This is a genomic window from Chryseobacterium sp. JV558 (assembly GCF_033712365.1).
GTDB lineage: Bacteria > Bacteroidota > Bacteroidia > Flavobacteriales > Weeksellaceae > Chryseobacterium.
Genome location: NZ_WJHU01000003.1, coordinates 186414 through 210685, shown reverse-complemented (window position 1 = coordinate 210685; position 24272 = coordinate 186414). Strand labels below are relative to the sequence as shown.

Below are 24272 nucleotides of genomic sequence, written 5' to 3'. Positions count from 1 at the left end.
AATTATAAAATATGAAAACATCCGTTTTTTTAGAAAAACTACAAGAAGAATTGGAGGAAGATGAAACATTGACCACTGAAACGAATTTAAAATCTTTGGAAAGCTATGACTCTATCAGTTTGCTTTCTGTTATTGCGTTTGTAGACGAAAATTTCAGCAAAAAAATTGATACCAAGCACTTTAAAGATATCGAAACCGTTTCAGATCTGATGAATGTTATAGGAAAAGAAAATTTTGAAGATTAATGGTTGCTTTCTCATTAAAAAATAAAATTATTCTCATTACAGGCGCTTCTTCCGGGATCGGGAGAAGTTGTTCTGTAGAATGCAGCCAAAGCGGTGCAGATCTGATTCTCGTGGGAAGAAACCAGGAAGAACTGATGAAAACCGTTTCTCTGCTGAATCCTGAAACCAAAGTTGAGATCATTGCTGAAGATATTACCCAATCTGACAATCTTGAAGCAATCATTGCTGATAAAGTTTCAGTTTTAGGTAAGATTTCAGGATTTATACACTGTGCCGGTATCGAAAAAACATTACCATTAAAAAAGCACAATCCTCAGTTATATCAGGATATATTTTCAATAAATGTTATCGCTGGACTTGAAATTGCTAAAATTTTATCTCTAAAAAAATATAAAGACGAAACGTCCAGTTTTGTATTTATTTCTTCCGTTGCGGGAATGGTAGGAGAGGCTGGAAAGGCTGCTTATTCTGCAAGTAAAGGAGCTGTGATTTCAGGAGCCCGTTCGTTGGCTATGGAACTTTCCAGAAGTAAAATCCGTGTCAACAGTATAAGCCCTGCGATGGTAAATACCCCGATTCTGGAAAAAATGTTTGAAGATATTGGTGAAGAAGCTTCATCAGAAATCATAAAAAAGCATCCGCTGGGAATAGGTGATCCTAAAGATGTAGCGAATGCTTGTATTTTTCTATTGTCTGACGCCTCAAGATGGGTTACAGGAACTAATCTTGTAGTCGACGGAGGATATTCCGCACAGTAATTTATTTTTTGTACAGCGTTTCAATAATATTTTCTACGCTGTCAAATATTTTCTTATTGTCAAACTGACTTTCAATATTTTTAAGATTTTCTCTGATATGGAGAACAAGGCTGGGATCGGTAAAGAATGTCTTCATTGCCGAATACATTTCATCCACCTCATAACTGATGAGGTACCCCGTTTCCCGGTCTTTGATCATCAGCCCTACATCACCTACATTCGTTGCAATAATAGGTTTCTGGAGGATTAATGCTTCAGCAATTACCAAAGGCCATGCTTCAGATTCCGAAGAAAGGATGAAATAATCGGCCTTTTTGATGTACGGATAAGGGTTCATCTGATTTCCAGCCAAAATAAATGTCTTTTCAACGTTATTTTTTGCGACCTGAGCTTTAAGGTTCTTCATTTCGTCGCCATCACCAATGACGATGATGCTGTGATGAAATCCTTCGTTGATAAGCCTTGTATGGGCTTCAATAAGTTTATGATATCCTTTTCTTGAATGAAGTCTTCCAATAGAAGCGAAAACAGGTCCTTCAGGGAAACTGTCAAGTTTTTCTTCAGCCTTGCGTTTTATTTCTTCGATAGGAATAGGATTGATAATAACACTCTCAGCGGGATAATTGAGATTCGGATAATACTGATGCATCATATCCTTTATTTTATGAGAGCAATACACCATATGATCAAACTGCGGAAAACTCTTTAAAATATCCGGAACCAAAGGCTGAAATTTTGGAACATTGATTTCAGAGTGAAACCATCCTATTTTTTTTGAATTCTTATGGGTAGAACTAAGAATCGCATCATAATCCCTGTAATCCATCCCGATTTCTATATCAAAAGTATCATTGATAAGTTTGTCTGCAATGGAAGGGTTGTTTTTCAGTTTACGAAGTTTTAACCTTCTCTTGACAAGCTGAAGTTTCTGTAAGAGAGCGTTGTCGGAAAAGTCCTCTTTTCCATCAGTAAGATATATTTTTCTGATATGTTTCGGAAGTTCATCACGCAGCTTGCCCTGGTTGAGGGTAAGGCATACCGTCATTTCAAATTTGTCAGGATTCAGGTTGTTGAGGAGTCCCAACAATACTTTTTCTACGCCTCCCATTTCCATGGAGCGGTGTCTGAACAAAATTTTTATTTTTTTTTCTACCATTATCCGAAGATTGATTGTAAAGTAATTTTTATTTTTTTCTTGATGCGGAAAGGAAGCTTGTGCTGATATTGCAGCAGGCCAAATATTTCATCTGCACCTGTATAATGATCAGGAATTTTCTGGCCGTTGATGGTTGTAAGCCCTCTGCGCTTCATGGTATTGAAAATCACCTGCGCAAAATACTCATGGGATTTCTTTTTATTGTCATTCTGGGAAATTCCTCCCTGATGGGTTCTATAAAGGTAGTTGGTGTCATTAATGAACTGAACTTTCCCTTTTTCATACATCTTAAGGTACAGATCCTGGTCTTCTCCGATTTTTAAATCCGGATTCATTTTTTCAGTCTGTTCATATACTGCTTTTCTGAAAGTAACAAAATGAGCAATCTGAATCGGAAAATTAAAAAAATAAGGATCACCATTCGGGACCTGCATTGCAGATCTGAACGGAGAAATAGGTTTCAGATTCTGATCACAGGTCATAAACCTTGAATAGGTAAGTACTGTGTTTTTTTTAGTCTGAAAAATCTCCATACATTTTTCAATGGCCGTCGGGTGTATAGCATCATCAGGATCCAGGAATCCGCAGATTTCCCCTTCCGCCAGCTCAATCAGTTTACTTTTTGTGACTCCTACACCGGAATTTTTTTCATTTTCAAAAAATCTAAATCTTTTATCATTTGAAATGATTTCCAGGATCATTTTCTTTTCGCTTTCAGAGGAGGCGTCATCAAGAATAATGGCTTCCCAGTCTGTATACGTCTGCTGAAGTATGCTTTCAAAACAGTCTTTGAAAAAATGAGCGTTATTATAATGGGCTATAAGAATAGAAAACTTCATTAGTGTTCCTTAAAGATTAATTCCTGATGATTGATCACGGTTGTATTGGAAGGCACATCTTTGTAAATGGTACATCCTGCCCCAATAATACAGTTATCCCCAATGGTAACTCCTTTTAAGACGGTAACATTACTTCCGAGCCAGCAATTGCTTCCGATTTTGATGGGAGCTGTGGTGAATTCAGCGTGAGACAGTTTAAAATCCGGATGGGTCTGATACGCATGGTTATGATCATACAGTTTTACATTTTCTCCGAATAACGTATTGTCACCTATTGAAATACTGTCCAAACAGTTGATGGAACAGAAATTATTCATGAAAAAATTGTTTCCGATTTCTAAAGTGGCATTTTGCTGCACAAGAACATGTACATAATTTCTGAAACTGACGCCATTACCAATGGTCACCTTCTTTATATTTTCATGCAGGATAAAATGATCACTGATCCCAAGTTTTATCCCCTTGAAAGAAACATGAGGATGTTTTTTGAGGATAGAAATCTGGCTTTTCCGTTGAAGTTTTGCTAAAATTTCATGAAGCATACCTAAATCTATTTTCACATTTGTAGCCTACAAATATAATTTGTTTTACATAATTATAATAATAAATCTTATTTTTGTGCCTTAAAATTAATACTTTATATCAAATAAAAGCAGCGGTTAACGTTGAGTCTGCCGTGTTTTGATAAAGTAAAGCATTTTGCGATTCTGTGAAGATAAGTCAGATTACATTTACCAGGTTTGTTGCCGCAATGGCAATTGTCATTTCTCATTTCAATAAAGATCTGTTTTTATATAAGATAGATTACATTTCCAATCTTTTTTTGAGAGCGAATGTAGGGGTAAGCTATTTCTTTATTCTTTCAGGGTTTATCATGATCATTGCTTATCATAAAAAGGATAAGATAGATTATCTTGAGTTTTATAAAAACAGGTTTGCCAGGATCTATCCGCTTTATATGCTGGGGCTTGTGTTATATTTTATGACAAGATATGAAATGTTTGATTGGTATAAGCTGGTTTTATACGGATTGGGCATTCAGAGCTGGATACCGGGAGAAGCTATGATTCTCAATTTTCCGGGATGGTCTATCTCTGTAGAGTTTTTCTTTTATCTGCTTTTTCCGTTTTTATATAATTATTTTTACGCGAAGAAAAATAAAATGATCTGGGTATTTGCCATTGGACTCTGGCTGATCACTCAGGTGTTTTCAAACCTTTATCAAATGTATGGGGCGTATGAAGGACCACACACGAAAAGTCATGAGTTTCTTTATTATTTCCCTTTCTGGCATCTTAATGAATTTCTGATCGGAAATCTGGCGGGAATATTTTTCGTGAGAAATTATAAGCAGAAAAATTACGATCGTCAGGTGATTGCAGTCTTTTTACTGATCCTTGTATCGCTGATGTTTGTTCCGCTTTTTTACCACAACGGGTTGATGGCTTTACTCTTTGTACCTGCTATTCTTCTGATTTCGGCTAACAATGGAAAAGTAAGTAAGCTCTTTTCGCTAAAGCCGATGGAATATCTGGGAGAAATAAGTTACGGAATATACATTACTCATATCCCTGTTCTTTATCTGGTAAGGGAGTTTTTAAAATGGCAGGAATATACGTTCAGCATTGATATTGTATTTATGATTTACATTATTGTTATGCTGTTCAGTTCTGCGGTTTTTTATCAGTTTATCGAAAAACCAATGCGGGATCTTTTACGGAAGATTCATTTTGGCAAACGATAAAAGATTAAAGGTTTATTTTTAAACTAAATACTTAGTTTAATTCTGTTGTTAGAATAAATCGTTTCTAAAATTTATATTATAAAGCCCTGAACGTATACTTTTATAATCCGTAAGAAGATATTTTGTAATCATTCCCCATTTTTTCAAAAACGGAGCATTGGCGATTTGGAAACTTCTGTAGACTCTTTTGATATGAATCTTAACATCATCAGGAATAGTATTTTCATTCTCTGCCCAACGGTTGACCTCCTTCCACAATACAACTCTTGTGGAGGCTGGCTTAACTTCTCTGGAATCTATTTTGGTAATTCTGTTATTCTCATGAACTCCTCTTACGGCTACTGCGTTATCAAGAATCCCCGGATATAAATTCAGATAGTAAGAGAGTCTGAAAAGAAACTCAGTGTCCTGATGAAGCTTTAAATGAGTTTTAAAGAAATACTCCATGTTTCTCAAAGAACTTTTACGGATGGTCAGTGCATCAATGCTGAAAAGTCCGAAAGTTCCTCTCATATTAAGCTGTCCCGGAAATACATCTTTTGGGGAATGCTTTTTGTAAACCGTAGTCAGACGGTCACCAAAGACCTTATAATATTGTTCTTTTGCTTTCTCAGAATAATAGTGAACCCCAATTGCACCATACACTCCATCTACATCTTTATTGACAAATAACTCTTTTTCTGCATCAAACCGGTTGGGAAGGTAGTAATCATCCGCATCCAGGAAAGCAATAAAGTCTCCTTCCGCTTTTTCAAGTCCTAAATTTCTGCTGGCACCCGCTCCGTGATTTCCTTGATCAGGATGCTGAAAAAGTTTTACCCTATCATGTTTTTCAGCAAGTTCCTTACAGACCTGCAATGCATTGTCCGGAGATTTGTCCTCTACCAAGACCACTTCATATACCTCTTCAAACTGGAGAGCAGAATCTACAGCCTGTGAAACATATTTTTCTGCATTGTAAACGGGAATAATTACTGAAATTTTCATTTGTATCGGATTATGCTTTTAATTTAATTTTTAAATAATTGGTTACTCTTTTCTCAACAAAATAATACAGAAGTGATGCCACTATAATGACTATAACAATTTTAAAAAGGAAAAAGGGAATGCTGAGGTAGCCTTCAACTTTAAATCTTTTTAGAACAATTTCTACAAAAGGATGTGACAGATATAATGAATAGGAGATGTCTCCCAGAAATATTAAAGCCTTGTTTCCTTTAAAACGAAATACATAATCAAAAGTTAAGAAAGAAAAGACAAACAGGGAAATAATGGCCAGCTTTATCATATCATTATCTATAGGAATAATGCTAAGCAGTACCAATATAAATAATACGATTCCTGCTACAGTAAGTGATGCTGCCCAATTCTTTGGAATTGTAAATCTATTCAGTAAAAGTGAAAAAAGGATTCCCACAACAAAATAGAGGTTCAGAGAATGGGTTACCATTCGTAAATAGGGATTTTCAAAATGGATAAAATATCCCAATATTGAAGTAAGGATGAAGAAACCTGCAATGAAATAATATCTTTTTTCTTTAAAAAATAATGAGAGTCCGAATATTAGATAAAAGAACATCTCAAAATTTAAGGACCAGCCTAAGAAAAGCACCGGAAATTCTTTCTTTGTGGGAAGGAATAGTAGTGAATGGATAAGCTCATAGAGTCCTGCTCCATGAAAATACAGGAGAAAACTGCCGCCAGGTATCATTGCAGCGAATGTCAAAAGATAATATAGCGGGACAATTCTGATCACCCTTCTTTTGTAAAACAAAGTAATCTGCTGAAAAGAATCTTTACTGAAATTTATTTTTTGAGTGGTGAAAGCCATGATAAATCCACTGATAATAAAGAATACGGGAACACCAATACTCCCTTTTTTAAAGAGAATATTACCAAGATCCAGCCCGGGCAGATTTATTGTTTCACGGAAATGAAAGCAACAGACCAATAAGGCGGAGATCCCTCTTAATATCTGGAGGTTGTTAAGTTTCATGACAGAATGAGTCTTATTTTTTTAATATCTTTTTCAAAATAAGTCCCATTACAAAAGGTACTCTGGCAATATTATGCTGAAGTGTCTTGAACCCGTCTATTGTAAATTTGGTATCTTCTGTCATCCCGTATTCTGAAAAATCTACTTCAGGAACGGCTTTATGTTTAAAGGTAACATTCATTAAGTTGTACTGATGGATCACCTGGATGTACATTTCTTTACTGTCTTCCACAGAAAAATTCGGATAATGACGATAGCTGTTGTGCGCTCTTTCTTTCAGCATTGTTTTGAAATTATCTACACTTTCTGCTAAACTTACAAAAGGGTTTACTGCCTCATTATAGACATTCACAACTGCTTTACGATCCGGAAGCATGGTAAGCTGATATCCTCTTCTTAAATCTATTACCAGATCATGGATGGGTTTGAAATGCTCTTGTACCGTTTTTATATAATCCTGATGAAGCATATCATCGTTATCCAGTTCGCTGGTAATCACAAATTTTGTATCAGGAGTAAAAAACTGTGGGATTATCTCTACAGCTTTCGTTTTCATAACATCAAAATCTTCTACAAATACTGCTTTGAAAGTAGGGTATTCTGTTTCAATTTCTTTGATGATTTTTCTAAACTTATCAGATGTATTGGTATCGAAAAATGTAAGCCAGACGTAGTTTTGATTGGTTTGATTTTGATAAGAAGGAAGTACATAAGTTCTGAATAACCTGAAACGGTCATCCAGCCATTCTTCAGTAAGAGGTTTATATCCTGAACGTGTTTCGTTCCAGCCTTTTGTAGGAACATTGAATCTGGTCATTATCACGTGTACAAATTGACTCATCTAAATAAATTTATTTAAAGTTATATAATTTTACAAGGGTTTCTGCTTATATCTGTTTGGCAGTACCCAGCTCATTTGTGTAGTTTTTATGGAAATATAGTTGTCTGAAGTACATTGAACGTCAGGTTTAGCCATCTACTTTCTTTCTGAAAAGCTTGTAGTAAAATCTTTTAAAAGAAAGATATTTTGCAACTACAGACAGCGGAATCATTTTTTGAAATTCCTTTCTTTGCTGTACAAGTTGTGTTGTACGAACTTCTATGATTTGATAGGCCAGCTTGTCATGAACTTCTTCACCGTAAAGCTTTTTTAATGTCGGTAAAATTTTAAGACGCTGTTTCATGATCTTAAGCGGATCAGCGGACATATTATCATTCACATCTTTTCTGTAATGAGCGAGGGGTTCATTAATCAGAAGAGCATCAGGATTGTCTTTGGTGATATAAATCCACATTACCCAGTCTTCACAGCTGGTAAGAGTGGTGTCAAAAAGGAATCCTTCCAAAAGCTTTTTATGTATCAAAGCACAGTGGATAGGAATGGAAAATCTGAGATCCCAGCCATATACAATTCCATCAAATGTAAGAAAACTCTGTTCCACATCTTTATAGCCCGGAAGATGGGTCTGGTTCCTGTAAATAGTATATTGGCTTACAATCAGCGGGTATTCTTTGTCTCCTGCAAAGCTCTTTGAAAACTTTTCACGGTGTATCAGGTCATCGGAATCCAAAAACTGTATATAATCTCCGGTAACGATTTCCAGAGCAGCATTTCTTGCAGAAGATAAGCCGCCGTTTTCTTTATAAAGATATTTAAAACGATTGTCTTTTTTTACCCATTTATCAGCTACTTCATCAGTATTATCGGGTGATCCGTCATTGACAATGATGCATTCCCAATTTTCATAAGTCTGATCCAGTATAGACTGCAGACATTCATCTAAAAACTGAGCCTGTTTGTAGCAAGGGACAATTACGGATATTTTGGGATTCATTTTCATTTTTTATTCAATAGGTTTAATGTGTTTTTTATTCTTCAGTTGGTAATAAAACCTCCGCTTTTTCGGCTTTAATGATCTCCGAAATTTTCTGGTCGAAGGTACAAAATTATTTTTTCGGCACAGAATGGTATCTTTCAGAAGCAATCATATAAGATCTTTTATAAATAAGATGAATAGATTTTTTTTAAGTATTCATCAGGAGACAGACCGGCGAAAAAATCTTCTGTAAGACTGTTGAATTCTATATTATAAAAGGAACCTTCATCCACTGTTTCATAATCTGCATTTTTTGCAAGATGATTTTCCAGCTGAGACAAAATCTCCGGTAATGAATACTGGTAAGGATAGGCCAAATTGACAATCTCATTGTTGAGGTCTTGCATATACTTCCCGACAAATGATGCAATATCATCTGTACCAATCAGGATTCTTCTTGCATTGTTGTGAATGGTAAGCTTATTTTCTGATAGAATTGAGTTTTTAAGAAAGTTGATCAGTGTATTAGGATTTCCTCCGCGGCCTACAGCATTTCCTACCCTGAAAATAATAAAGCTGGAACATTGCTCAGCAATTATTTTTTCAATCGTAATTTTATGAACAACATAAGGGCTGTCTGTTTTGGTGGGGTCATAAATACTGCATGTGGAAAAATAGATCAGCTTTTTATCCGGATTTTGGCTAATAACCGATTTCAGCAGGGATATTTCTCTTTCAAATTCAGCAGGATTTTTTTCCAGCGAATTGGAAACTCCTGATGCAAAAAAAATAACATCCTCTTTATCATAAAGTCTTACGGCATTTGCCAGAATTCCACTACCAATAATCATATGCTTCTTTTCTAATTAAGATGTTAGTTTTAAATCTTTTAGGTACATCAATAGATTTAAAGTTTTTTAAAGATTTTAAAAAGTCCAATTGTATTTCCCAATTTTGCCCATCTTGAATTTTTTACATGATTCAATTGGTTAAGTGCCTGGTCATATTTCTTTTTTGGAACATAGCTCTGAAGAAAAAGATCTTCAACACTTATGTTTCTTCTTTCCGCCATTTTGATCAGGGCAACCCAGTGCCAGAACAAGGCTTTTTCTGAATTTTTGGTCGTAGAAATCCCACTATCATGGATTCTGTATAAATATAAATCTTCATCAATATATTTAACCGGGGCTATTTCGCACATTTTCATGTACCAGTCTTTATCTTCAGCAATTTTTAAGAAAGGATCAATGCCGGACGTTTTTTCATAAATCTTCTTTTTGAAAGTAACGAAATGCGAAATCTCTGCATTGAAGTTAAAGTAAGACTGATCCAGTTCTGTGATTTGTTTTGCTTTATGAACAGACAGAGGATTAAGGTTTTCATCACAACGGACAAAATTTGAATAAACCAAACCTGCTTCCGGATAATCGGAATGTGTTTTTAAAACAATTTCCAAAGCGTGAGGAGCCAAAGCGTCATCAGGGTCCAGAAAACCACATACTTCTGATTCTGCAAGATCTATTAATCTCCTTTTTGTATATCCGATTCCTCTGTTTTGATCATTCTGATGTATGTTAACACGCTGATCATCACCGATTATTTTTTTAATAACCTCCAGTGAATTATCCGTAGAGCCGTCATCCAGAATTACAGCTTCCCAGTCTGTTTCAGTCTGAGCAACTAAGCTTTGGTAGCATTTTTCAAAAAAATGTCCATTATTATAGTTGGCAATAAGTACACTGAATTTACTCATTTCGACTGTGTTTATTCAAGATTTTTTTTAATGCATTCAAATACCCGAAACCATTTTTTCTGTCAGGTTCCAGGATATTTCCTTCTGCCCATTCGTTCCAGGATTTTACGATTAAAAACTGTTCCGGATAGTCTTTTTTATCTTCAAGATATTTTGCGGCCCTTTCAACCTGTTGTTCGAATAGTTCCGGGGAATTATTAGCAAGTATGATGCCTCTGTAGCCGCTTCTTGGAGTATTGTCCCAATTGGGCAGGATACAAGGGTAGGTAGGAACGTTGCTTTCTTCAAACTTTAAATCATTGACAACTGCCTTGGCATCCTGGATTCTTACTTTAGGCTGCTCTTTTTTCTTAATTCCGATTAATCCTTTGATTCTGTTTTTATAATATTGAGAATGGGAGATGTATTCTTTTTTATCAATATGAGGAATCCATGCTTTCTGAAAAGCATTAGAAATCTTACTATCATATCCCATAGACTGAAAATCAAGGTCATCACGGAGTTTATTGGATGCCATGACATATAAACCATCAAATCCATTCTGCTTTGCAAGCTCGCGGAATCTGGAGATATAGTGCGGATCTCCATCGTTCAAATGGTTAGGATCATAGATAATTAAAAGAGGTTTGTTGTCCACTTTTATATACCTCTCATCTTTAAAGAAAGGAAGAAGATATTCAAAATGGGCAATTAAGTCCTGTTCGTTTGGGTAAACCTGTTTAGCCAGTATCTTTTCTGATAATCCATGCCATATCCCTGACCATGTTTCATTGGCCCAGCAGAAGCAAAACGGGAAATCTGGCTTTCCTGATTTTAAAACATCGTTTGCAACACGTTCCAATAGTTGTTTGCCATTACCAAACCAGTAGTGATAATAGATAAACCCGTGTACTCCATAGTCTTTTGCCATCTGAGCCTGCTGTTCTCTTACTTCGGGAACCCGTAGATCGTAATATCCCAGATCTCCCGGATATATAGGTTGTTCATGTCCTTCAAATAAAGGCTGGGCTTTTCCTACATTCGTCCATTCTGTGAATCCTTTTCCCCACCATTCGTCATTTTCAGGGACAGGATGGTATTGAGGGAGATAAAATGCAAGGGGCTTTATTTTTTTTATCATTGATTTAAGAATAATGTTACCAACTTTTATAATAAACTTTTTGAAGATAATGCATTGTGTTGTAAGTAAACTTTCCTACATTCTTCAGAATTAACTTCTCGCTAAGTGTTTTATTATCAAGTTCTCTAAGGTATTTTTTGTGACTTTCTGTCAATTTGTTTTCTTTATAAGCCTCATGAATAAGTTTTAGAATTTTCTTTTTCATTTCAGGCTCTTCTTTGTGTTTCAGATAAATATCAAAGAATGAGACATCTAAAAAGTTTTTCTTTTTATGAGAATTCGTGGCGTGCATTCTATAGCTGCAGGATTTGGTGTCATCATAAATGAAGTCATATTTCTGGCTTAATCTCAGCCACATATCGTAATCCTCAAAAGTTAATGTTTCATCCCATCCTCCAATCTCTTTTATCAAAGAAGATTTTGTGACACATGACATTGCGGGAAGAAAATTATCTTCAAGCAACCTTTTGTAAAAGTTTCCTGATTCAATACTCAGATATCTATGAAAATAAGGAATAAAAGTGTTTTGAAAGCGTACAGAATTATCGTCTATTATATGGGCATTTGAAAATACAAGAGCTTCGTTAGGGGACGATTTTTCAAGAATAGCTACATGTCTTTCAATTTTATCAGGCTCCATAAGATCATCAAGGGCTATCGTAATAATATACTTACCTTTTGAGATATTCAGAAGTTCATTCAAAGATTTACAAATTCCTTTATTCTGAGAATGAGGAATAAACTGGATATTCAGTTGGGGATTGTCTTTGATCCAATTACTGATGATTTCTACAGAATTGTCTTTAGAACAATCGTCACAAATCAGGATCTCAATATTTGTGTAATTTTGAGATTTGAAACTTTCTAAAGATTCTACTACAAACCGTTCCTGGTTGTAACTGAGACATAAAATCGAAACCAGAGGCAATTCTGTCATGATATTTTTACTTTTGAATTCAAGCTTTTTGATCAAAAAACTTTAAAATCTATTTACAATTTCTATTACTTTTTCAACTTCTTCCTCTGTCATTACAGGGGAGATAGGCAAACTTAATACTTCTTCATGGATTTTTTCACTGATTGGGAAAGACTGATCATTCCATTCTTTATAGGCATCCTGCTTATGAGGCGGGATCGGATAGTGTATCAATGTTTGAATACCATTTTCAGTTAAATACTTTTGAAGTTCATCACGGTTTTCTGTTCTGATGACAAATAAATGCCAAACATGCTCATTTACATCTGCTGGGTTTTCTGGAAGAATTATTTTTGGGTTTGATATTTCTGCAATATACTTTTTAGCAATATTTTTTCTTACTGTATTTTCTTCGTCGATGTATTTTAGTTTAACGCCCAGAACTGCTGCCTGAATTTCATCTAATCTTGAATTGAGTCCCTGATAAATATTGACATATTTCTGATTAGATCCATAGTTGGCCAATGCTCTGATTACTTTTGCTAAATCATCATCATTGGTTGTAATAGCACCAGCATCTCCAATAGCACCCAGATTTTTTCCAGGATAAAAACTGAAGCCGGCCGCATCTCCTAAATTGCCTGTTTTTTTTCCATTCAATATTGCACCGATAGCCTGAGCATTATCTTCTATTAATTTTAACTGATGTTTTTCTGCTAAATCTTTAAGCTGATCTGAGAAAACAGTTCGTCCGTATAGATGAACAATCAGGATTCCTTTTGTTTTTGAAGTGATTTTTTCTTCAATTTTTGTGATGTCAATATTATAATTATTAATATCAGGCTCTACAAGAACCGGAATCAGGCCATTGTCTGAAATTGCAAGAATGGAGGCTATGTAAGTATTGGATGGTACAAGAATTTCGTCTCCACGATCCATAATTCCCATTTCAATATATCCACGCAGAATAAGGCGTAAAGCATCTAAACCATTGGCCACACCAATAGCATGTTTAGCTCCTATATATTGAGAAAGATTACTTTCAAAAGATGAAAGCTCCTGCCCCATAAGAAACCATCCGGAACGGAAAACCTGTGAAAGCTTGGTTTCAATTTCTTCTTGGTGGTTTAAATTAACTTTTTGTAAGTCTAAAAATTTAATCATCTCTTTAATTATGTGTATTTGTGTTGGAATTCAGTGTTTTGTATATTTTCTGTGATATGATATTTTTATATTGTTCCGTTCCAAACAGTGTTAAATGGTTGGTATCATAGATGTACGGAAAATTTTCTGAAGATACTTGATTAACATTTGTGTTGAGCAAATCAATATACTTATCCCCCAAATAGTTTGTTAAGAAGGTGTTGAATTTTTCAGTTTCACTGGATTTTTTTGCTTCCGTATACATATTTGCATTATACTTTTTCTTGATGTAGTAATACGTTGGAAAATCGATCACATAAATATCGGTCATGCCTATATAAATAGTAGGCATATTATATTTTGAAAAATACTGTTCGGTTATTTTTAGGTTATTTTTTATCTCTTTTTCAGGGTACCCTGAATAATTGGCATTAATGATAATAAGATCTATATCCTTATGATATTTTGGGAAATATTCCCTGAATATATAATTGAAATAGTTGATAGGATTAGGATAAATCCCTTTAGAATTTTCCATCGGATAGGTAGCATCTGCGGTAATCTGAATGAGATTAACATCTTTTGTATCAGCAAAGATATTATGTACTGTTTCCGAAAACATTCCTGCATGGCTGTCTCCTAAAAGAACAATGTTTTTTTTATTAGGAATAGGAATATCTAAATTTTTGAGAATCGTTTTATAATCCTTTTTATGAGTAAGGTGTTTTGTGTCAATTTTATATTGATCTTCAGCTTTTTTACTATACTTATAGTTTGAGGTAGTATTGATCAGATTTTTATTTTCATCCGTATAATTCTCAGCATCTACTTTTGTAATTGAGAATGAAAAAATGAATATAATCAGACTGACTGTCAGAACTAATTTAGCCTTATTAGAATAATTTCTTTTTTCAATCCCCTCGTAGGAGAGTATAGCAAGAATAAATGAAACACATATTGCTAGAACACGATATTTCAAACTGACATCCACTTCAAAAAACAGGATCAATACATACAATGGCCAGTGATACAGATACAGGGAATAAGATATATTTCCAAGATAGGTAACTATTTTATTTTTGTATGCTATGAATTCATAGTTCAGGCCGATAAGCAATGCTGTAAAGAATACTGGAATGATGGTATACAACGAAGGCCATGAAGATGCATGAAAGAGAAAAATAAAAGATATTATTGCCGAAAGAGAAGTCAAAGCCAAGACTAGCTTTACTTTTTTCGGAATATGATGCATTTTATCTTCCAACAGAAATGCAAGTCCACCCAACATCATCTCCCAGGCTCTGGGATAAAAAATATAAAAAGAAAAGTCAGGATCATAACTGCTATGAATTAGCATAGCACCAAATGAAATAAAGGCTAATGCTAAAAAGACTGCAATAAAGCTGTTCTTTTTAGTTGTATATAGTTTTCTTAAGAGAAGTAATATGAGCGGATAAATTAAATAAAACTGCCATTCTACGGAAAGTGACCATGAATGTAATAGAAAGTTGTATTGAGACGAGGAGTCGAAATATCCGTTGTTTAAGTAATAATTGATATTAGAAAAAAACAGAACGCTGGAAAAAGCACTTCTGAAAAAATTGACAATCTGCGGTTGAAGAAAAAAGAATATTACTAATGAGAAAGTAACAACTAATCCCAAAAGTGCGGGAATAATTCTGATAATTCTTCTTCTGTAAAAATCTAAAATATTAAAGCTTCCTTTATCAAAAGAAGACAAAATAATTTTGGTCATTAAAAAACCTGAAATAACGAAAAATATGTCAACACCGATAAATCCTGACTTAAACCAGTGAAATTTATAATGATAGAAAAGAACTGCGAGTACAGAAAATGCACGCAGAAAAGAAATATCATATCTGAAACTATTGGTTTTCAATTGTTTTCTTAATCGTTTTCGTATCCGTTTTCTTTTTTCCACACATCAAATCCTTCATTTTCCCAAGGCAAGCCTCTTGAAAAATTATAAGGCCACGGATAATGTGATTTTCCTGTGTCTCTCGATTTCATTTCTCTGACATCCTTGATTTTTTTTCCAGGATTTCCAAGAATTAGGGAATAATCTTCATAATTACCTCCTACCAGTGATTGAGCTCCTACCAGACAATGTTTCCCGATTGTTGTTCCCGGAAGTAAAACAGTGCCTACTGCTATCTGAGAAAAATCCCCGATGGTAGCACCTATACACACATCAGAAGGAGGAGTAGGGTCATTAGTAAGCACTACATAAGGATAAATAAAAACAAAGTTTCCTATGGTAGACTTTTGACCTATATGAACATTGCTGTGAAGCCAGCAGTTATTACCAAAAGTAACATATCCCTGTATGTCTGTTACCGTACCTAATCTACAGTTATTGCCGAAAACAGAGTTTTCTCTTATCGTAACTCTGTGTCCTGTAGAAAAATTATTACCAAAACGGGAACCTGCATATAAGATCGTATGACTTCTTATTAATGCATTTTCACCAATTATAGTTTCAGGATTTACATAATCATCTTTAAAATAATAATCATTAAGCGGCTCTCCAATGACACAGTCATTCGCAATAATAGAATTATCACCAATAATAACGTTGTCATAAATTACGGTGTTGTCACCAATTTTTACGTTTTTGCCTATTCTGGCTTTATCGCTTATGGATACATTCTTATTGTTAAATTTCATTTGGGTAATTTTTAAAATCCTGATAATTTCTGAAATAGTCATCCTCGTCATATAGTTCGGATGCCAGACATAATAATACAGCACTGTGGCTGAACTTTATATCTCTCCATACTAATTTAGGAATATATAAACCTGTATTGGGGCTGTCTAATACGAAAACCTCTTTTTTACCATTCTTATCTTCTGTATTGAACGTAATTGTTCCTGCTACGGCAACAATTAGCTGTTGAAGGTTTTTATGGGCATGTCCTCCCCGGCTGACATCCTGTGGCGTGTAATAAGTCCAATATACCCTTTTAATATCAAAAGGTACATCTTTCTGTGTTTCAGAAATAGTAATATATCCGAGTTCGGGAGAACCTATTTTATTCAAATTTATTATATGAGGGCCTGTCATAAAGTTGTTTTTGATAAGATGATAAAACGAATGTTAGAAGCAATTACGGTGTTTGTACTTTATATTCAAATTGAGGTCTGGTTATTCCAGGATAAACATACATGATGTCTCCTACTTTTACATTTTCTACTTCAAATCCGATAAAATTATCAATTCCGTATAGAAGTGTTTTCTGATCTTTTCCAAAGTAAAGTTTGAAATAATAGTTTCCTGCATTCAGAAGTCCTGTCGGAATATCAAATTCTACAGTGTATTCACCTACTTTTGAATCTCCTTTTGATGAAACAAATTTTCCAACATGGAATATCACCAACTCATCATAATTTTTCAATTCAAAGGTGGTGTCAAGTGTAATATCAGGGCAGTAATTATAAAAAGTAAGCTTTACATGCACCCCGGAATCTATATCTAACAAATTTCCATTGATAGGAGATACTGAAAACTCTTTTATTCTGATATTTTCATTACCTATTGCTTCATCCAGATTTCCATTATATTGATAAGAGCTTTCTCTTGCACTACTTTTTTGATATTCTATGATGGTATTAAGGATATCACCTTGATAATCAATTTTTCCATGGTTTAAAAGAATTCCTTTTGTACATAATTCTTTAATAGCAGTCATATTATGGCTAACAAAAAGAATAGTTCTGCCTTCTCCTCTCGTTACATCATTCATTTTACCAAGACATTTTTTCTGAAATTCTGCATCTCCTACTGCCAATACTTCATCTACAATAAGGATTTCAGATTCTAAGTGAGCTGCTACAGCAAAAGCAAGGCGGACATACATTCCCGAAGAATACCTTTTAACAGGAGTATCTATATATCTTTCAACGCCTGAGAAATCTACAATTTCATCGAATTTTCTCTTGATCTCCTTTCTTGTCATTCCTAAGATTGCTCCATTAAGAAAAACATTTTCACGCCCTGTCATTTCAGGATGAAACCCTGTTCCTACTTCCAATAAAGAGGCAATTCTTCCGTTGGTATAAATCTGTCCTGTTGTAGGTTTTGTAACTTTACTCAATACCTTTAACAGTGTTGATTTTCCTGCGCCATTTCTTCCAATAATTCCAACGGCATCTCCCTTTTCAATTTCAAAATTGATATTCTGAAGAGACCATACGTATTCAGATTGACCTTTTGTAGTTCTGTCATTGGCTTCTCCAATTTTCAGATAAGGATCTTCTTTTCCTCTTACTTTATGCCAAAACCTGTTGAGATCATGAGAAAGAGTTCCTGTTCCGACTTGTCCCAGACGGTATTGTTTAGATATATTTTCTGCTTTTAAAGACAGCATATTCTTAATTGATTTAAAATTAATAATAAGGTACTAGTAAACACTATACAGTATCCATAAAGCTCTTTTCAACTTTATTGAAGATAACAATTCCTATCATTAAAAGGATAAGAATAATGCCGGTACTGATTCCAAGCATGGCAGGGGAGAAATCTCCCACACCGATCCACGCATATTTGAAACATTCAAAAATACCTGTCAATGGGTTGTAATAAGCTAATTTTTTAAAGAACCCTGGCAATGAAGATACCGGGTAAATCACAGGTGTAGCATACATGTATAAACTTACCCCAAAACCTAACAGCATTGCCAAATCTTTATATTTTGTAGTAAGTGAAGAAAATATCATTCCAACACCTAATGCGAAAAGTGCCATCAGAAGTATGAGAAATGGAGTTGCAAGGATCCAGATATTAGGATGAGCTTCACCTTTATAGTAATAATAAGCCCAGGCAAGGATAAATAAAATAAACTGCACTCCAAACCTCATAAGGTTAGAAATGACAATAGAAAGTGGAGTGACCAGTCTTGGAAAATAAACCTTTCCGAAAATTCCGGCATTTCCAGTAAAAGTGGAAGATGTTGCCAGTAAAGAAGAAGAAAAATAATTCCAAAGAGTGACCCCAGCCAGATAAAAAAGAAGAGGTGGTGCTCCATCTGTTGGGAGCTTGGCAATTCTTCCAAAAATAACCAGATATACGATTGTTGTTAGAATGGGATTGATAAAAAACCATATAGGTCCTAAAATAGTCTGCTTAAAACTGGATATAAAGTCTCTTTTTACAAACATATAAACAAGATCTTTGTATTTCCAGACTTCCTTTAGCTTCAAGTCAAATAACGAATGATCTGCATCAATCGTCTCAGTCCACTTCTGTTGTGGTTCATTCATCTGTGTAAGTTTTTGCAAATTTATAATAATTAATTCTTACCATATCTTTTAGTTTATAAATTTTCATGATAAATAAAACTAAAAAGCAACAACTAATATATTGATATTTGGTGGTATGAACAAAAACTATTGGCTATAAAGCCAATAGTCTATGATTTTTATGAATTGTATTTGTTATTTACCAATAAGTTGTTTCAGGTATTCACCATAGCCACTTTTGCCATATTTAGCAGCGGTTTCAAGAAGTTTCTCTTCATTAATGAATTTATTTCTGAATGCAATTTCTTCAATGCATCCGATTTTAAATCCTTGTCTTTTTTCAATAACACTTACAAATTCTGAAGCATCATGAAGAGAATCAAAAGTTCCGGTGTCCAGCCATGCAGTACCTCTGTCCAGAACAGCAACTTCAAGCTTTTCGTTTTTTAAATAGACATTGTTGATATCAGTAATCTCCAGTTCGCCTCTTGCAGAAGGTTGGATATTTTTAGCGATTTCTACTACATTATTATCATAAAAATAAAGACCAGGTACGGCATAATTTGACTTTGGGTTTAGAGGTTTTTCTTCAATAGAAACAGCCTTTAAGTCTTTGTCAAATTCTACAACACCATATCTTTCCGGGTCCGCAACGTGATAGGCAAAAACAACTCCTCCATCCGGATTGGTTTTATTTTTTAGTAAAGTTCCCATTTCGGAACCGTAGAAAATATTATCGCCCAGTACCAGTGCGGCAGAATCATTGCCAATAAACTGGTCACCCAAAATAAATGCCTGTGCTAAACCATCGGGGCTTGGCTGTACAATGTATTCTATATTACAGCCGATTTGAGAACCGTCGCCCAGAAGCTTGATAAAACCAGCTTGGTCATGTGGAGTCGTGATAATAAGAATATCCTTGATCCCTGCTAAAAGAAGTGTGGAAAGAGGATAGTAGATCATGGGTTTGTCGTAAACAGGCATCAGTTGCTTACTTACTGCAATAGTTAGAGGGTAAAGTCTTGTTCCGGATCCTCCGGCTAATATTATTCCTTTCATTTGGTGGTGCGTATTACGCTTATTTCTTTTGTGTTGTAAGTTGAATTTCTTTTGCTATTTATAGATGATCATTAAAGAATAAGAGTGTTCTTTATTTTCTCTCAATAGCTGGGTGATTAGTTGTATTGCTTGCTATAATAATCCTGATAGTTTCCTGAAGTTACATTTTCAAGCCACTCTTTGTTTTCAAGATACCAGTCAATTGTTTTACCCAATCCTTCTTCAAAGGTTACTGACGGTTTCCATCCTAAATCTTTATTTAGTTTTGTTGCATCAATAGCGTAACGTTTGTCGTGGCCTGGTCTGTCTTTTACAAACGTAATCAGTTTTTCAGAATAACCTTCCGGTTTTTCAAGTTTAGCATCCATTTGCTTGATGAGTTCCTTTACAAGATCAATATTCTGCCACTCATTGAATCCTCCGATATTATAAGTCTCACCAGTTTTTGCTTCCATAAAGATTTGATGAATCGCTTTGGCGTGATCAATTACAAATAACCAGTCTCTGGTGTATTTTCCGTCACCGTAAATAGGAAGAGGCCTTTCGTTGATAATATTTGAGATACAAAGAGGGATCAGTTTTTCAGGAAAGTGATTGGGTCCGTAATTATTTGAACAGTTGGAAACGATGAACGGCATTCCATATGTGTTTCCATAAGCTCTTACCAAATGGTCAGAAGCTGCTTTTGACGCAGAATACGGAGATTGAGGGTCATATGAAGTTGTTTCTAAAAAGAATCCTGTTTCCCCTAAACTTCCATATACTTCATCAGTTGAAATATGGTAAAAAAGGTTTGTTCTTTTTTCATCTGGGAATCTGCCATGAGTATGATCAGGATTTAATGTCCAAAACTCTTTACAAAGATTCAGAAGATTAGCTGTTCCGTTTACATTGGTGTTGATGAACGCCATTGGATCGGTAATACTTCTGTCCACATGACTTTCTGCGGCTAAATGTACTACAGCATCAGGATTGTATTTTTCAAAAACTTTTCTAAGTTCTTCAGGTTGCGTGATGTCTGCTTTTTCGAAAACATAATTAGGCTCATTTTCTATGTCCTTTAAGTTTTCCAGATTTCCGGCATAGGTAAGAGCATCAAGGTTGATGATCGTAATATCCGGGTTGTTCTTTACAAATTCTCTTACAACATGGGAGCCAATGAAGCCGGCGCCTCCTGTAATGATAATGTTTTTCATTTATTTATTTTGAGATGGTCTTTCTTCCTATACTTTTATAATGAAATCCATTTTGTTCAGGGATTTCCAGCGGATACATATTTCTGCCGTCAAAAATGACTTTATTTTTCATTTTTTTCGCCATAAGTTCAAAGTTTGGATTTTTGAACTCAGGCCATTCTGTAGCAATAAATAATGCGTCAACATCTTCCAGTGCATCATACATTCCCTTGGCATATTGTATTTTGTCGCCAATAAGTTTCTGAACATTGCTTTCTGCAACAGCATCATACGCTATAATCTCAGCACCTTTTTCTAATAAAAGAGCAATGTTGTCTAAAGATGAAGCTTCTCTGATGTCATCTGTATTTGCTTTGAAGGCAAGTCCCCACATGGCAATTTTCTTTCCTTCTATATTTCCTCCGAAATATTTTTCAATTTCAGATACCAGAATTACTTTTTGAGTGGTATTTACATTTTCAGTAGCTTCAAGAATCTGAAAATTAAAATCTTCCTGTTTTCCGGATTTTATAAGAGCTTTTACATCTTTAGGAAAACAGCTTCCTCCATATCCTATTCCAGGGAATAAGAACCTATGCCCAATTCTGTCATCACTACCCATTCCGAGTCTTACCTTGTCTACATCTGCACCTACTTTTTCACAGTAGTTGGCAATTTCATTCATAAAGGTAATCTTTACTGCTAAAAAAGAGTTCGCTGCATATTTTGTAAGTTCTGATGATTTCTCATCCATAAAGATGATCGGGATTCCTGTATTGGTAAAAGGCTGGTAAATTTTAGACATGATGTCTTTTGCCCTTTCTGAGCTGGCGCCTACAACTACTCTTGAGGGATTCATAGAGTCTTCCACGGCAAAACCTTCTCTTAAAAATTCAGGATTTGAAACTACGTCAAAAGGGAGTTGGGTTTTAGATGAAATTGTTTCTCTTACCCTGTCTGCAGTTCCTACGGGAACGGTACTTTTATTGACAATAACTTTATATTCTGTCATCAGCTCACCAATATTATTGGCTACATGAAGTACATAAGATAAATCTGCCGAACCGTCTTCTCCTGGAGGAGTCGGTAATGCAAGATATATGACTTCGCTTTTGTCTAAGGCTTCTTTAAGATCGGTCGTGAAAAATAATCTTTCAGATTGGATGTTTCTTAAAAACATTTCTTCAAGGTTCGGCTCATAGATGGGAACAACGCCGTTTTTCAAACCTTCTACTTTTTTTTCATCAATATCAACACAGTATACTGAATTGCCAAGTTCTGCCAGAGTAGTTCCTGTAACTAATCCTACATAACCTGTTCCTACAATCGTTATATTCAAAATGTTTGTTTTTAAATTCTAGAGACAAAAGTAATAAAAATCCTGTGACATATTCCTTTAATTTATTGTAAATGAATCTGGCGCTATTTGCTTGATACTTAAGATAATTTTGTGTTTTTAGAAAAAATGCGTATATTTGCAATGGATTTACGGGAAAAAATGGGAAGGCTTCGGAAGAAAGCCTTTTTTCGTACTGTAAATCAAGATAAAATTATATGGAGTTTAGAAAAAGAATTGATGAATTATTAAATGAATTCCTTGAGACCAGAAAAGATCTGTTTCTGATAGATCTTAAAATTTCTGCAGGGGATGATATTACAGTGATTTTAGATGGTGATAATGGAGTTTCACTGCAGGACTGCCTTGATGCAAGCCGTGCAATAGAATTCAATATGGATCGTGAAGAGCATGACTTCAGCCTTCAGGTGATGTCTGCTGGATTGAGCGAGCCATTATCCACACCAAGACAGTTCGGTAAAAATATTGGGAGAGAAATTGAGGTGATGCTGGAGGATTCTTCTAAAATAGAAGGAGAATTGTCAAAAGTAGATGATGAGAAGATCACACTTACTTTACGTTACCGCAAGCCGAAAGATATCGGAAAAGGGAAAGTAGATGTAGAAGAGGAGAAAGAGATTTCTTACTCCGAGATCAAAAAAGCGTTAGTAGTAATTAAATTTTAAAAAGAAAAAAGAATAGATGGATAATATAGCGTTGATTGAATCCTTTGGTGATTTTAAAGACGAAAAGGGGATCAGTAAAATTGATCTTATGGCAATTATTGAAGATTCACTGAAGACTCTTTTGAGAAAAAGATTTGACTCAGATGATCATTTTGATGTGATTGTAAACCCGGATAAAGGAGATTTTCAGATATTTTTAAATAAAACAATTGTAGAGGACGAAATGTCTGAAGATGATGATTTGGAAATTGAAATTTCTGAAGCAAAGAAGATTGACCCTACCTTCGAAGTAGGTGAGGACTTTACAATGGAAATTCCTGTGGCACAATTGGGAAGAAGAAATATTCTTACCCTTAAGCAGATTTTGGCTACGAAACTTCAGGAGCACAATAATGCAATGCTGTATGAGCAGTTTAGAGATAAAATTGGGGAAATTGTTGTAGGGGAAGTTCACCATATCCGTCACAAGCACGTGATTTTGTTGGATGATGAAGGAAATGAATTTATTTTACCAAAAGAAAACCAGATCCCATCCGATTTCTTTAAAAAGGGTGAGAATATCAGAGCTATTGTTGAAACAGTAGACTTTAAAGGTTCTAAACCACAGATTATTATTTCCAGAACTGCACCTAAATTCCTTGAGAAATTATTAGAGCTGGAAATTCCTGAGATCCAGGACGGAACAATTATGCTGAAAAAGGTAGTAAGAATTCCTGGTGAAAAGGCGAAGATTGCAGTAGATGCTTATGATGACAGAATTGATCCGGTAGGTGCCTGTGTAGGTGTTAAAGGATCTAGAATTCACGGGGTTGTAAGAGAGTTGAGAAATGAAAACATCGATGTTATTCAGTGGTCTAAAAACCCTGAGATTTTGGTGAAGAGAGCTTTAGGAAATGTTACCATCAATAAAATTGACATCAATGAGGAGCAAAACTATGCATTAGTATATACTCCTGTTGAAGAGATTTCTAAAGTAATTGGAAAACAAGGACAGAATATTAGACTGGCTTCTTGGTTGTCAGGATATGAAATTGATGTATACAGAGAGTCCAGCGAGGATGACGATGTTGAATTGAGAGAATTTAATGACGATATCGAGCAGTGGATTTTGGATGAGTTTAAGAAAGTAGGACTTACAACTGCAAAATCAGTATTAGATAAAGAAACTGAAAGTCTTTTAAATATGGTAGACCTTGAAGAAGAAACAATCGAAGAGGTGAAACGTGTTTTGAGAGAAGAATTTGAAGATTAAAATTTAAATAAATTTTAA

General features: G+C 34.8%; 25 protein-coding genes. 5 read left to right on the top strand and 20 right to left on the bottom strand.

What is annotated here, in order from left to right; translation table 11 throughout:
• Positions 1-11: 11 nt before the first annotated feature.
• Together GFU89_RS11915 and GFU89_RS11910 are read left to right on the top strand one after the other, a co-directional pair.
• The gene (locus GFU89_RS11915) at positions 12-245 is read left to right on the top strand and encodes a phosphopantetheine-binding protein (protein WP_047380387.1); all 234 of its coding nucleotides are present in this window, start codon (positions 12-14) and stop codon (positions 243-245) included.
• Positions 245-1003, top strand: coding sequence for an SDR family NAD(P)-dependent oxidoreductase (locus tag GFU89_RS11910; RefSeq protein WP_318847331.1), 759 nt, complete (start codon positions 245-247; stop codon positions 1001-1003). Before GFU89_RS11915 ends, GFU89_RS11910 begins: the two co-directional genes overlap by 1 nt.
• 1 nt (position 1004) lies before the next feature.
• On the opposite strand, the gene GFU89_RS11905 is transcribed toward GFU89_RS11910, so the two are convergent.
• From GFU89_RS11905 to GFU89_RS11895, 3 genes are read right to left on the bottom strand one after another with little or no spacing between them, the layout of a single operon-like run.
• Positions 1005-2159 (bottom strand): glycosyltransferase, encoded by a 1155-nt coding sequence (locus tag GFU89_RS11905; protein ID WP_318847330.1) that lies wholly within the window; start codon positions 2157-2159, stop codon positions 1005-1007.
• Positions 2159-2998 carry a glycosyltransferase family 2 protein gene (locus GFU89_RS11900; RefSeq protein WP_318847329.1) on the bottom strand — a complete coding sequence of 280 codons (840 nt, stop codon included), beginning with the start codon at positions 2996-2998 and terminating at the stop codon, positions 2159-2161. The genes GFU89_RS11905 and GFU89_RS11900 overlap by 1 nt, the downstream gene beginning before the upstream one ends.
• Complete coding sequence (locus tag GFU89_RS11895) at positions 2998-3558, bottom strand: acyltransferase (RefSeq protein ID WP_318847328.1); 561 nt, start codon at positions 3556-3558, stop codon at positions 2998-3000. Before GFU89_RS11895 ends, GFU89_RS11900 begins: the two co-directional genes overlap by 1 nt.
• Positions 3559-3707: 149 nt before the next feature.
• Here GFU89_RS11895 and GFU89_RS11890 point away from each other — a divergent pair, with 149 nt between their 5' ends.
• A complete protein-coding gene (locus GFU89_RS11890) occupies positions 3708-4742 on the top strand; it encodes an acyltransferase (protein ID WP_318847327.1) in 1035 nt (344 codons plus the stop codon).
• Positions 4743-4790: 48 nt separating this feature from the next.
• On the opposite strand, the gene GFU89_RS11885 is transcribed toward GFU89_RS11890, so the two are convergent.
• The 17 genes from GFU89_RS11885 to GFU89_RS11805 form a co-directional block, all read right to left on the bottom strand.
• Entirely contained in the window at positions 4791-5729 is a 939-nt protein-coding gene (locus tag GFU89_RS11885; RefSeq protein ID WP_318847326.1) for a glycosyltransferase family 2 protein, read from the bottom strand.
• Positions 5730-5739: 10 nt separating this feature from the next.
• Positions 5740-6738 (bottom strand): acyltransferase, encoded by a 999-nt coding sequence (locus GFU89_RS11880; protein ID WP_318847325.1) that lies wholly within the window; start codon positions 6736-6738, stop codon positions 5740-5742.
• Positions 6739-6751: 13 nt separating this feature from the next.
• Positions 6752-7579 carry a glycosyltransferase gene (locus GFU89_RS11875; protein WP_318847324.1) on the bottom strand — a complete coding sequence of 276 codons (828 nt, stop codon included), beginning with the start codon at positions 7577-7579 and terminating at the stop codon, positions 6752-6754.
• A gap of 127 nt (positions 7580-7706) precedes the next feature.
• On the bottom strand, positions 7707-8573 hold the full coding sequence (locus GFU89_RS11870; protein WP_318847323.1) for a glycosyltransferase family 2 protein: 867 nt from the start codon (positions 8571-8573) through the stop codon (positions 7707-7709).
• 164 nt (positions 8574-8737) lie between these two features.
• Complete coding sequence (locus tag GFU89_RS11865; protein WP_318847322.1) at positions 8738-9406, bottom strand: NAD-dependent epimerase/dehydratase family protein; 669 nt, start codon at positions 9404-9406, stop codon at positions 8738-8740.
• A gap of 56 nt (positions 9407-9462) precedes the next feature.
• Positions 9463-10308, bottom strand: a complete 846-nt coding sequence (locus GFU89_RS11860; protein WP_318847321.1) for a glycosyltransferase family 2 protein — start codon at positions 10306-10308, stop codon at positions 9463-9465.
• Positions 10301-11428, bottom strand: coding sequence for a glycoside hydrolase family 99-like domain-containing protein (locus GFU89_RS11855; protein WP_318847320.1), 1128 nt, complete (start codon positions 11426-11428; stop codon positions 10301-10303). The genes GFU89_RS11860 and GFU89_RS11855 overlap by 8 nt, the downstream gene beginning before the upstream one ends.
• Before the next feature lie 16 nt (positions 11429-11444).
• A complete protein-coding gene (locus tag GFU89_RS11850; protein ID WP_318847319.1) occupies positions 11445-12365 on the bottom strand; it encodes a glycosyltransferase in 921 nt (306 codons plus the stop codon).
• A gap of 42 nt (positions 12366-12407) precedes the next feature.
• The gene (locus GFU89_RS11845) at positions 12408-13508 is read right to left on the bottom strand and encodes a DegT/DnrJ/EryC1/StrS family aminotransferase (RefSeq protein WP_318847318.1); all 1101 of its coding nucleotides are present in this window, start codon (positions 13506-13508) and stop codon (positions 12408-12410) included.
• A gap of 4 nt (positions 13509-13512) precedes the next feature.
• Positions 13513-15387: an acyltransferase family protein gene (locus tag GFU89_RS11840; protein ID WP_318847317.1), complete on the bottom strand. Its 1875-nt coding sequence runs from the start codon at positions 15385-15387 to the stop codon at positions 13513-13515.
• An 8-nt stretch (positions 15388-15395) separates the two neighbouring features.
• Positions 15396-16175 (bottom strand): acyltransferase, encoded by a 780-nt coding sequence (locus GFU89_RS11835; protein ID WP_318847316.1) that lies wholly within the window; start codon positions 16173-16175, stop codon positions 15396-15398.
• Complete coding sequence (locus tag GFU89_RS11830) at positions 16165-16548, bottom strand: FdtA/QdtA family cupin domain-containing protein (protein WP_318847315.1); 384 nt, start codon at positions 16546-16548, stop codon at positions 16165-16167. The genes GFU89_RS11835 and GFU89_RS11830 overlap by 11 nt, the downstream gene beginning before the upstream one ends.
• Positions 16549-16615: 67 nt before the next feature.
• On the bottom strand, positions 16616-17875 hold the full coding sequence (locus tag GFU89_RS11825) for an ABC transporter ATP-binding protein (RefSeq protein WP_318847314.1): 1260 nt from the start codon (positions 17873-17875) through the stop codon (positions 16616-16618).
• Between the two features lie 43 nt (positions 17876-17918).
• A complete protein-coding gene (locus tag GFU89_RS11820) occupies positions 17919-18767 on the bottom strand; it encodes an ABC transporter permease (RefSeq protein ID WP_318847313.1) in 849 nt (282 codons plus the stop codon).
• Between the two features lie 174 nt (positions 18768-18941).
• The gene (rfbA, locus tag GFU89_RS11815; protein WP_318847312.1) at positions 18942-19805 is read right to left on the bottom strand and encodes a glucose-1-phosphate thymidylyltransferase RfbA; all 864 of its coding nucleotides are present in this window, start codon (positions 19803-19805) and stop codon (positions 18942-18944) included.
• Between the two features lie 116 nt (positions 19806-19921).
• Positions 19922-21001: a dTDP-glucose 4,6-dehydratase gene (gene rfbB / locus GFU89_RS11810; protein ID WP_318847311.1), complete on the bottom strand. Its 1080-nt coding sequence runs from the start codon at positions 20999-21001 to the stop codon at positions 19922-19924.
• 4 nt (positions 21002-21005) lie between these two features.
• Positions 21006-22319, bottom strand: a complete 1314-nt coding sequence (locus GFU89_RS11805) for a UDP-glucose/GDP-mannose dehydrogenase family protein (protein WP_318847310.1) — start codon at positions 22317-22319, stop codon at positions 21006-21008.
• Positions 22320-22534: 215 nt separating this feature from the next.
• Here GFU89_RS11805 and rimP point away from each other — a divergent pair, with 215 nt between their 5' ends.
• Both rimP and nusA read left to right on the top strand, forming a co-directional pair.
• Positions 22535-23002 (top strand): ribosome assembly cofactor RimP, encoded by a 468-nt coding sequence (gene rimP, locus GFU89_RS11800; protein ID WP_255813581.1) that lies wholly within the window; start codon positions 22535-22537, stop codon positions 23000-23002.
• Between the two features lie 16 nt (positions 23003-23018).
• Entirely contained in the window at positions 23019-24254 is a 1236-nt protein-coding gene (gene nusA, locus GFU89_RS11795; protein WP_318847309.1) for a transcription termination factor NusA, read from the top strand.
• The last annotated feature ends 18 nt before the right edge of the window (positions 24255-24272 follow it).

Bases quoted from the DNA above. Each gene is read 5' to 3' on its own strand.
- GFU89_RS11915 (WP_047380387.1), top strand. From the start codon at position 12: ATGAAAACATCCGTTTTTTTAGAAAAACTACAAGAAGAATTGGAGGAA.
- GFU89_RS11910 (WP_318847331.1), top strand. From the start codon at position 245: ATGGTTGCTTTCTCATTAAAAAATAAAATTATTCTCATTACAGGCGCT.
- GFU89_RS11905 (WP_318847330.1), bottom strand. From the start codon at position 2,159: ATGGTAGAAAAAAAAATAAAAATTTTGTTCAGACACCGCTCCATGGAA.
- GFU89_RS11900 (WP_318847329.1), bottom strand. From the start codon at position 2,998: ATGAAGTTTTCTATTCTTATAGCCCATTATAATAACGCTCATTTTTTC.
- GFU89_RS11885 (WP_318847326.1), bottom strand. From the start codon at position 5,729: ATGAAAATTTCAGTAATTATTCCCGTTTACAATGCAGAAAAATATGTT.
- GFU89_RS11880 (WP_318847325.1), bottom strand. From the start codon at position 6,738: ATGAAACTTAACAACCTCCAGATATTAAGAGGGATCTCCGCCTTATTG.
- GFU89_RS11875 (WP_318847324.1), bottom strand. From the start codon at position 7,579: ATGAGTCAATTTGTACACGTGATAATGACCAGATTCAATGTTCCTACA.
- GFU89_RS11870 (WP_318847323.1), bottom strand. From the start codon at position 8,573: ATGAATCCCAAAATATCCGTAATTGTCCCTTGCTACAAACAGGCTCAG.
- GFU89_RS11865 (WP_318847322.1), bottom strand. From the start codon at position 9,406: ATGATTATTGGTAGTGGAATTCTGGCAAATGCCGTAAGACTTTATGAT.
- GFU89_RS11860 (WP_318847321.1), bottom strand. From the start codon at position 10,308: ATGAGTAAATTCAGTGTACTTATTGCCAACTATAATAATGGACATTTT.
- GFU89_RS11855 (WP_318847320.1), bottom strand. From the start codon at position 11,428: ATGATAAAAAAAATAAAGCCCCTTGCATTTTATCTCCCTCAATACCAT.
- GFU89_RS11850 (WP_318847319.1), bottom strand. From the start codon at position 12,365: ATGACAGAATTGCCTCTGGTTTCGATTTTATGTCTCAGTTACAACCAG.
- GFU89_RS11845 (WP_318847318.1), bottom strand. From the start codon at position 13,508: ATGATTAAATTTTTAGACTTACAAAAAGTTAATTTAAACCACCAAGAA.
- GFU89_RS11835 (WP_318847316.1), bottom strand. From the start codon at position 16,175: ATGAAATTTAACAATAAGAATGTATCCATAAGCGATAAAGCCAGAATA.
- GFU89_RS11825 (WP_318847314.1), bottom strand. From the start codon at position 17,875: ATGCTGTCTTTAAAAGCAGAAAATATATCTAAACAATACCGTCTGGGA.
- GFU89_RS11820 (WP_318847313.1), bottom strand. From the start codon at position 18,767: ATGAATGAACCACAACAGAAGTGGACTGAGACGATTGATGCAGATCAT.
- rfbA (WP_318847312.1), bottom strand. From the start codon at position 19,805: ATGAAAGGAATAATATTAGCCGGAGGATCCGGAACAAGACTTTACCCT.
- rfbB (WP_318847311.1), bottom strand. From the start codon at position 21,001: ATGAAAAACATTATCATTACAGGAGGCGCCGGCTTCATTGGCTCCCAT.
- rimP (WP_255813581.1), top strand. From the start codon at position 22,535: ATGGAGTTTAGAAAAAGAATTGATGAATTATTAAATGAATTCCTTGAG.
- nusA (WP_318847309.1), top strand. From the start codon at position 23,019: ATGGATAATATAGCGTTGATTGAATCCTTTGGTGATTTTAAAGACGAA.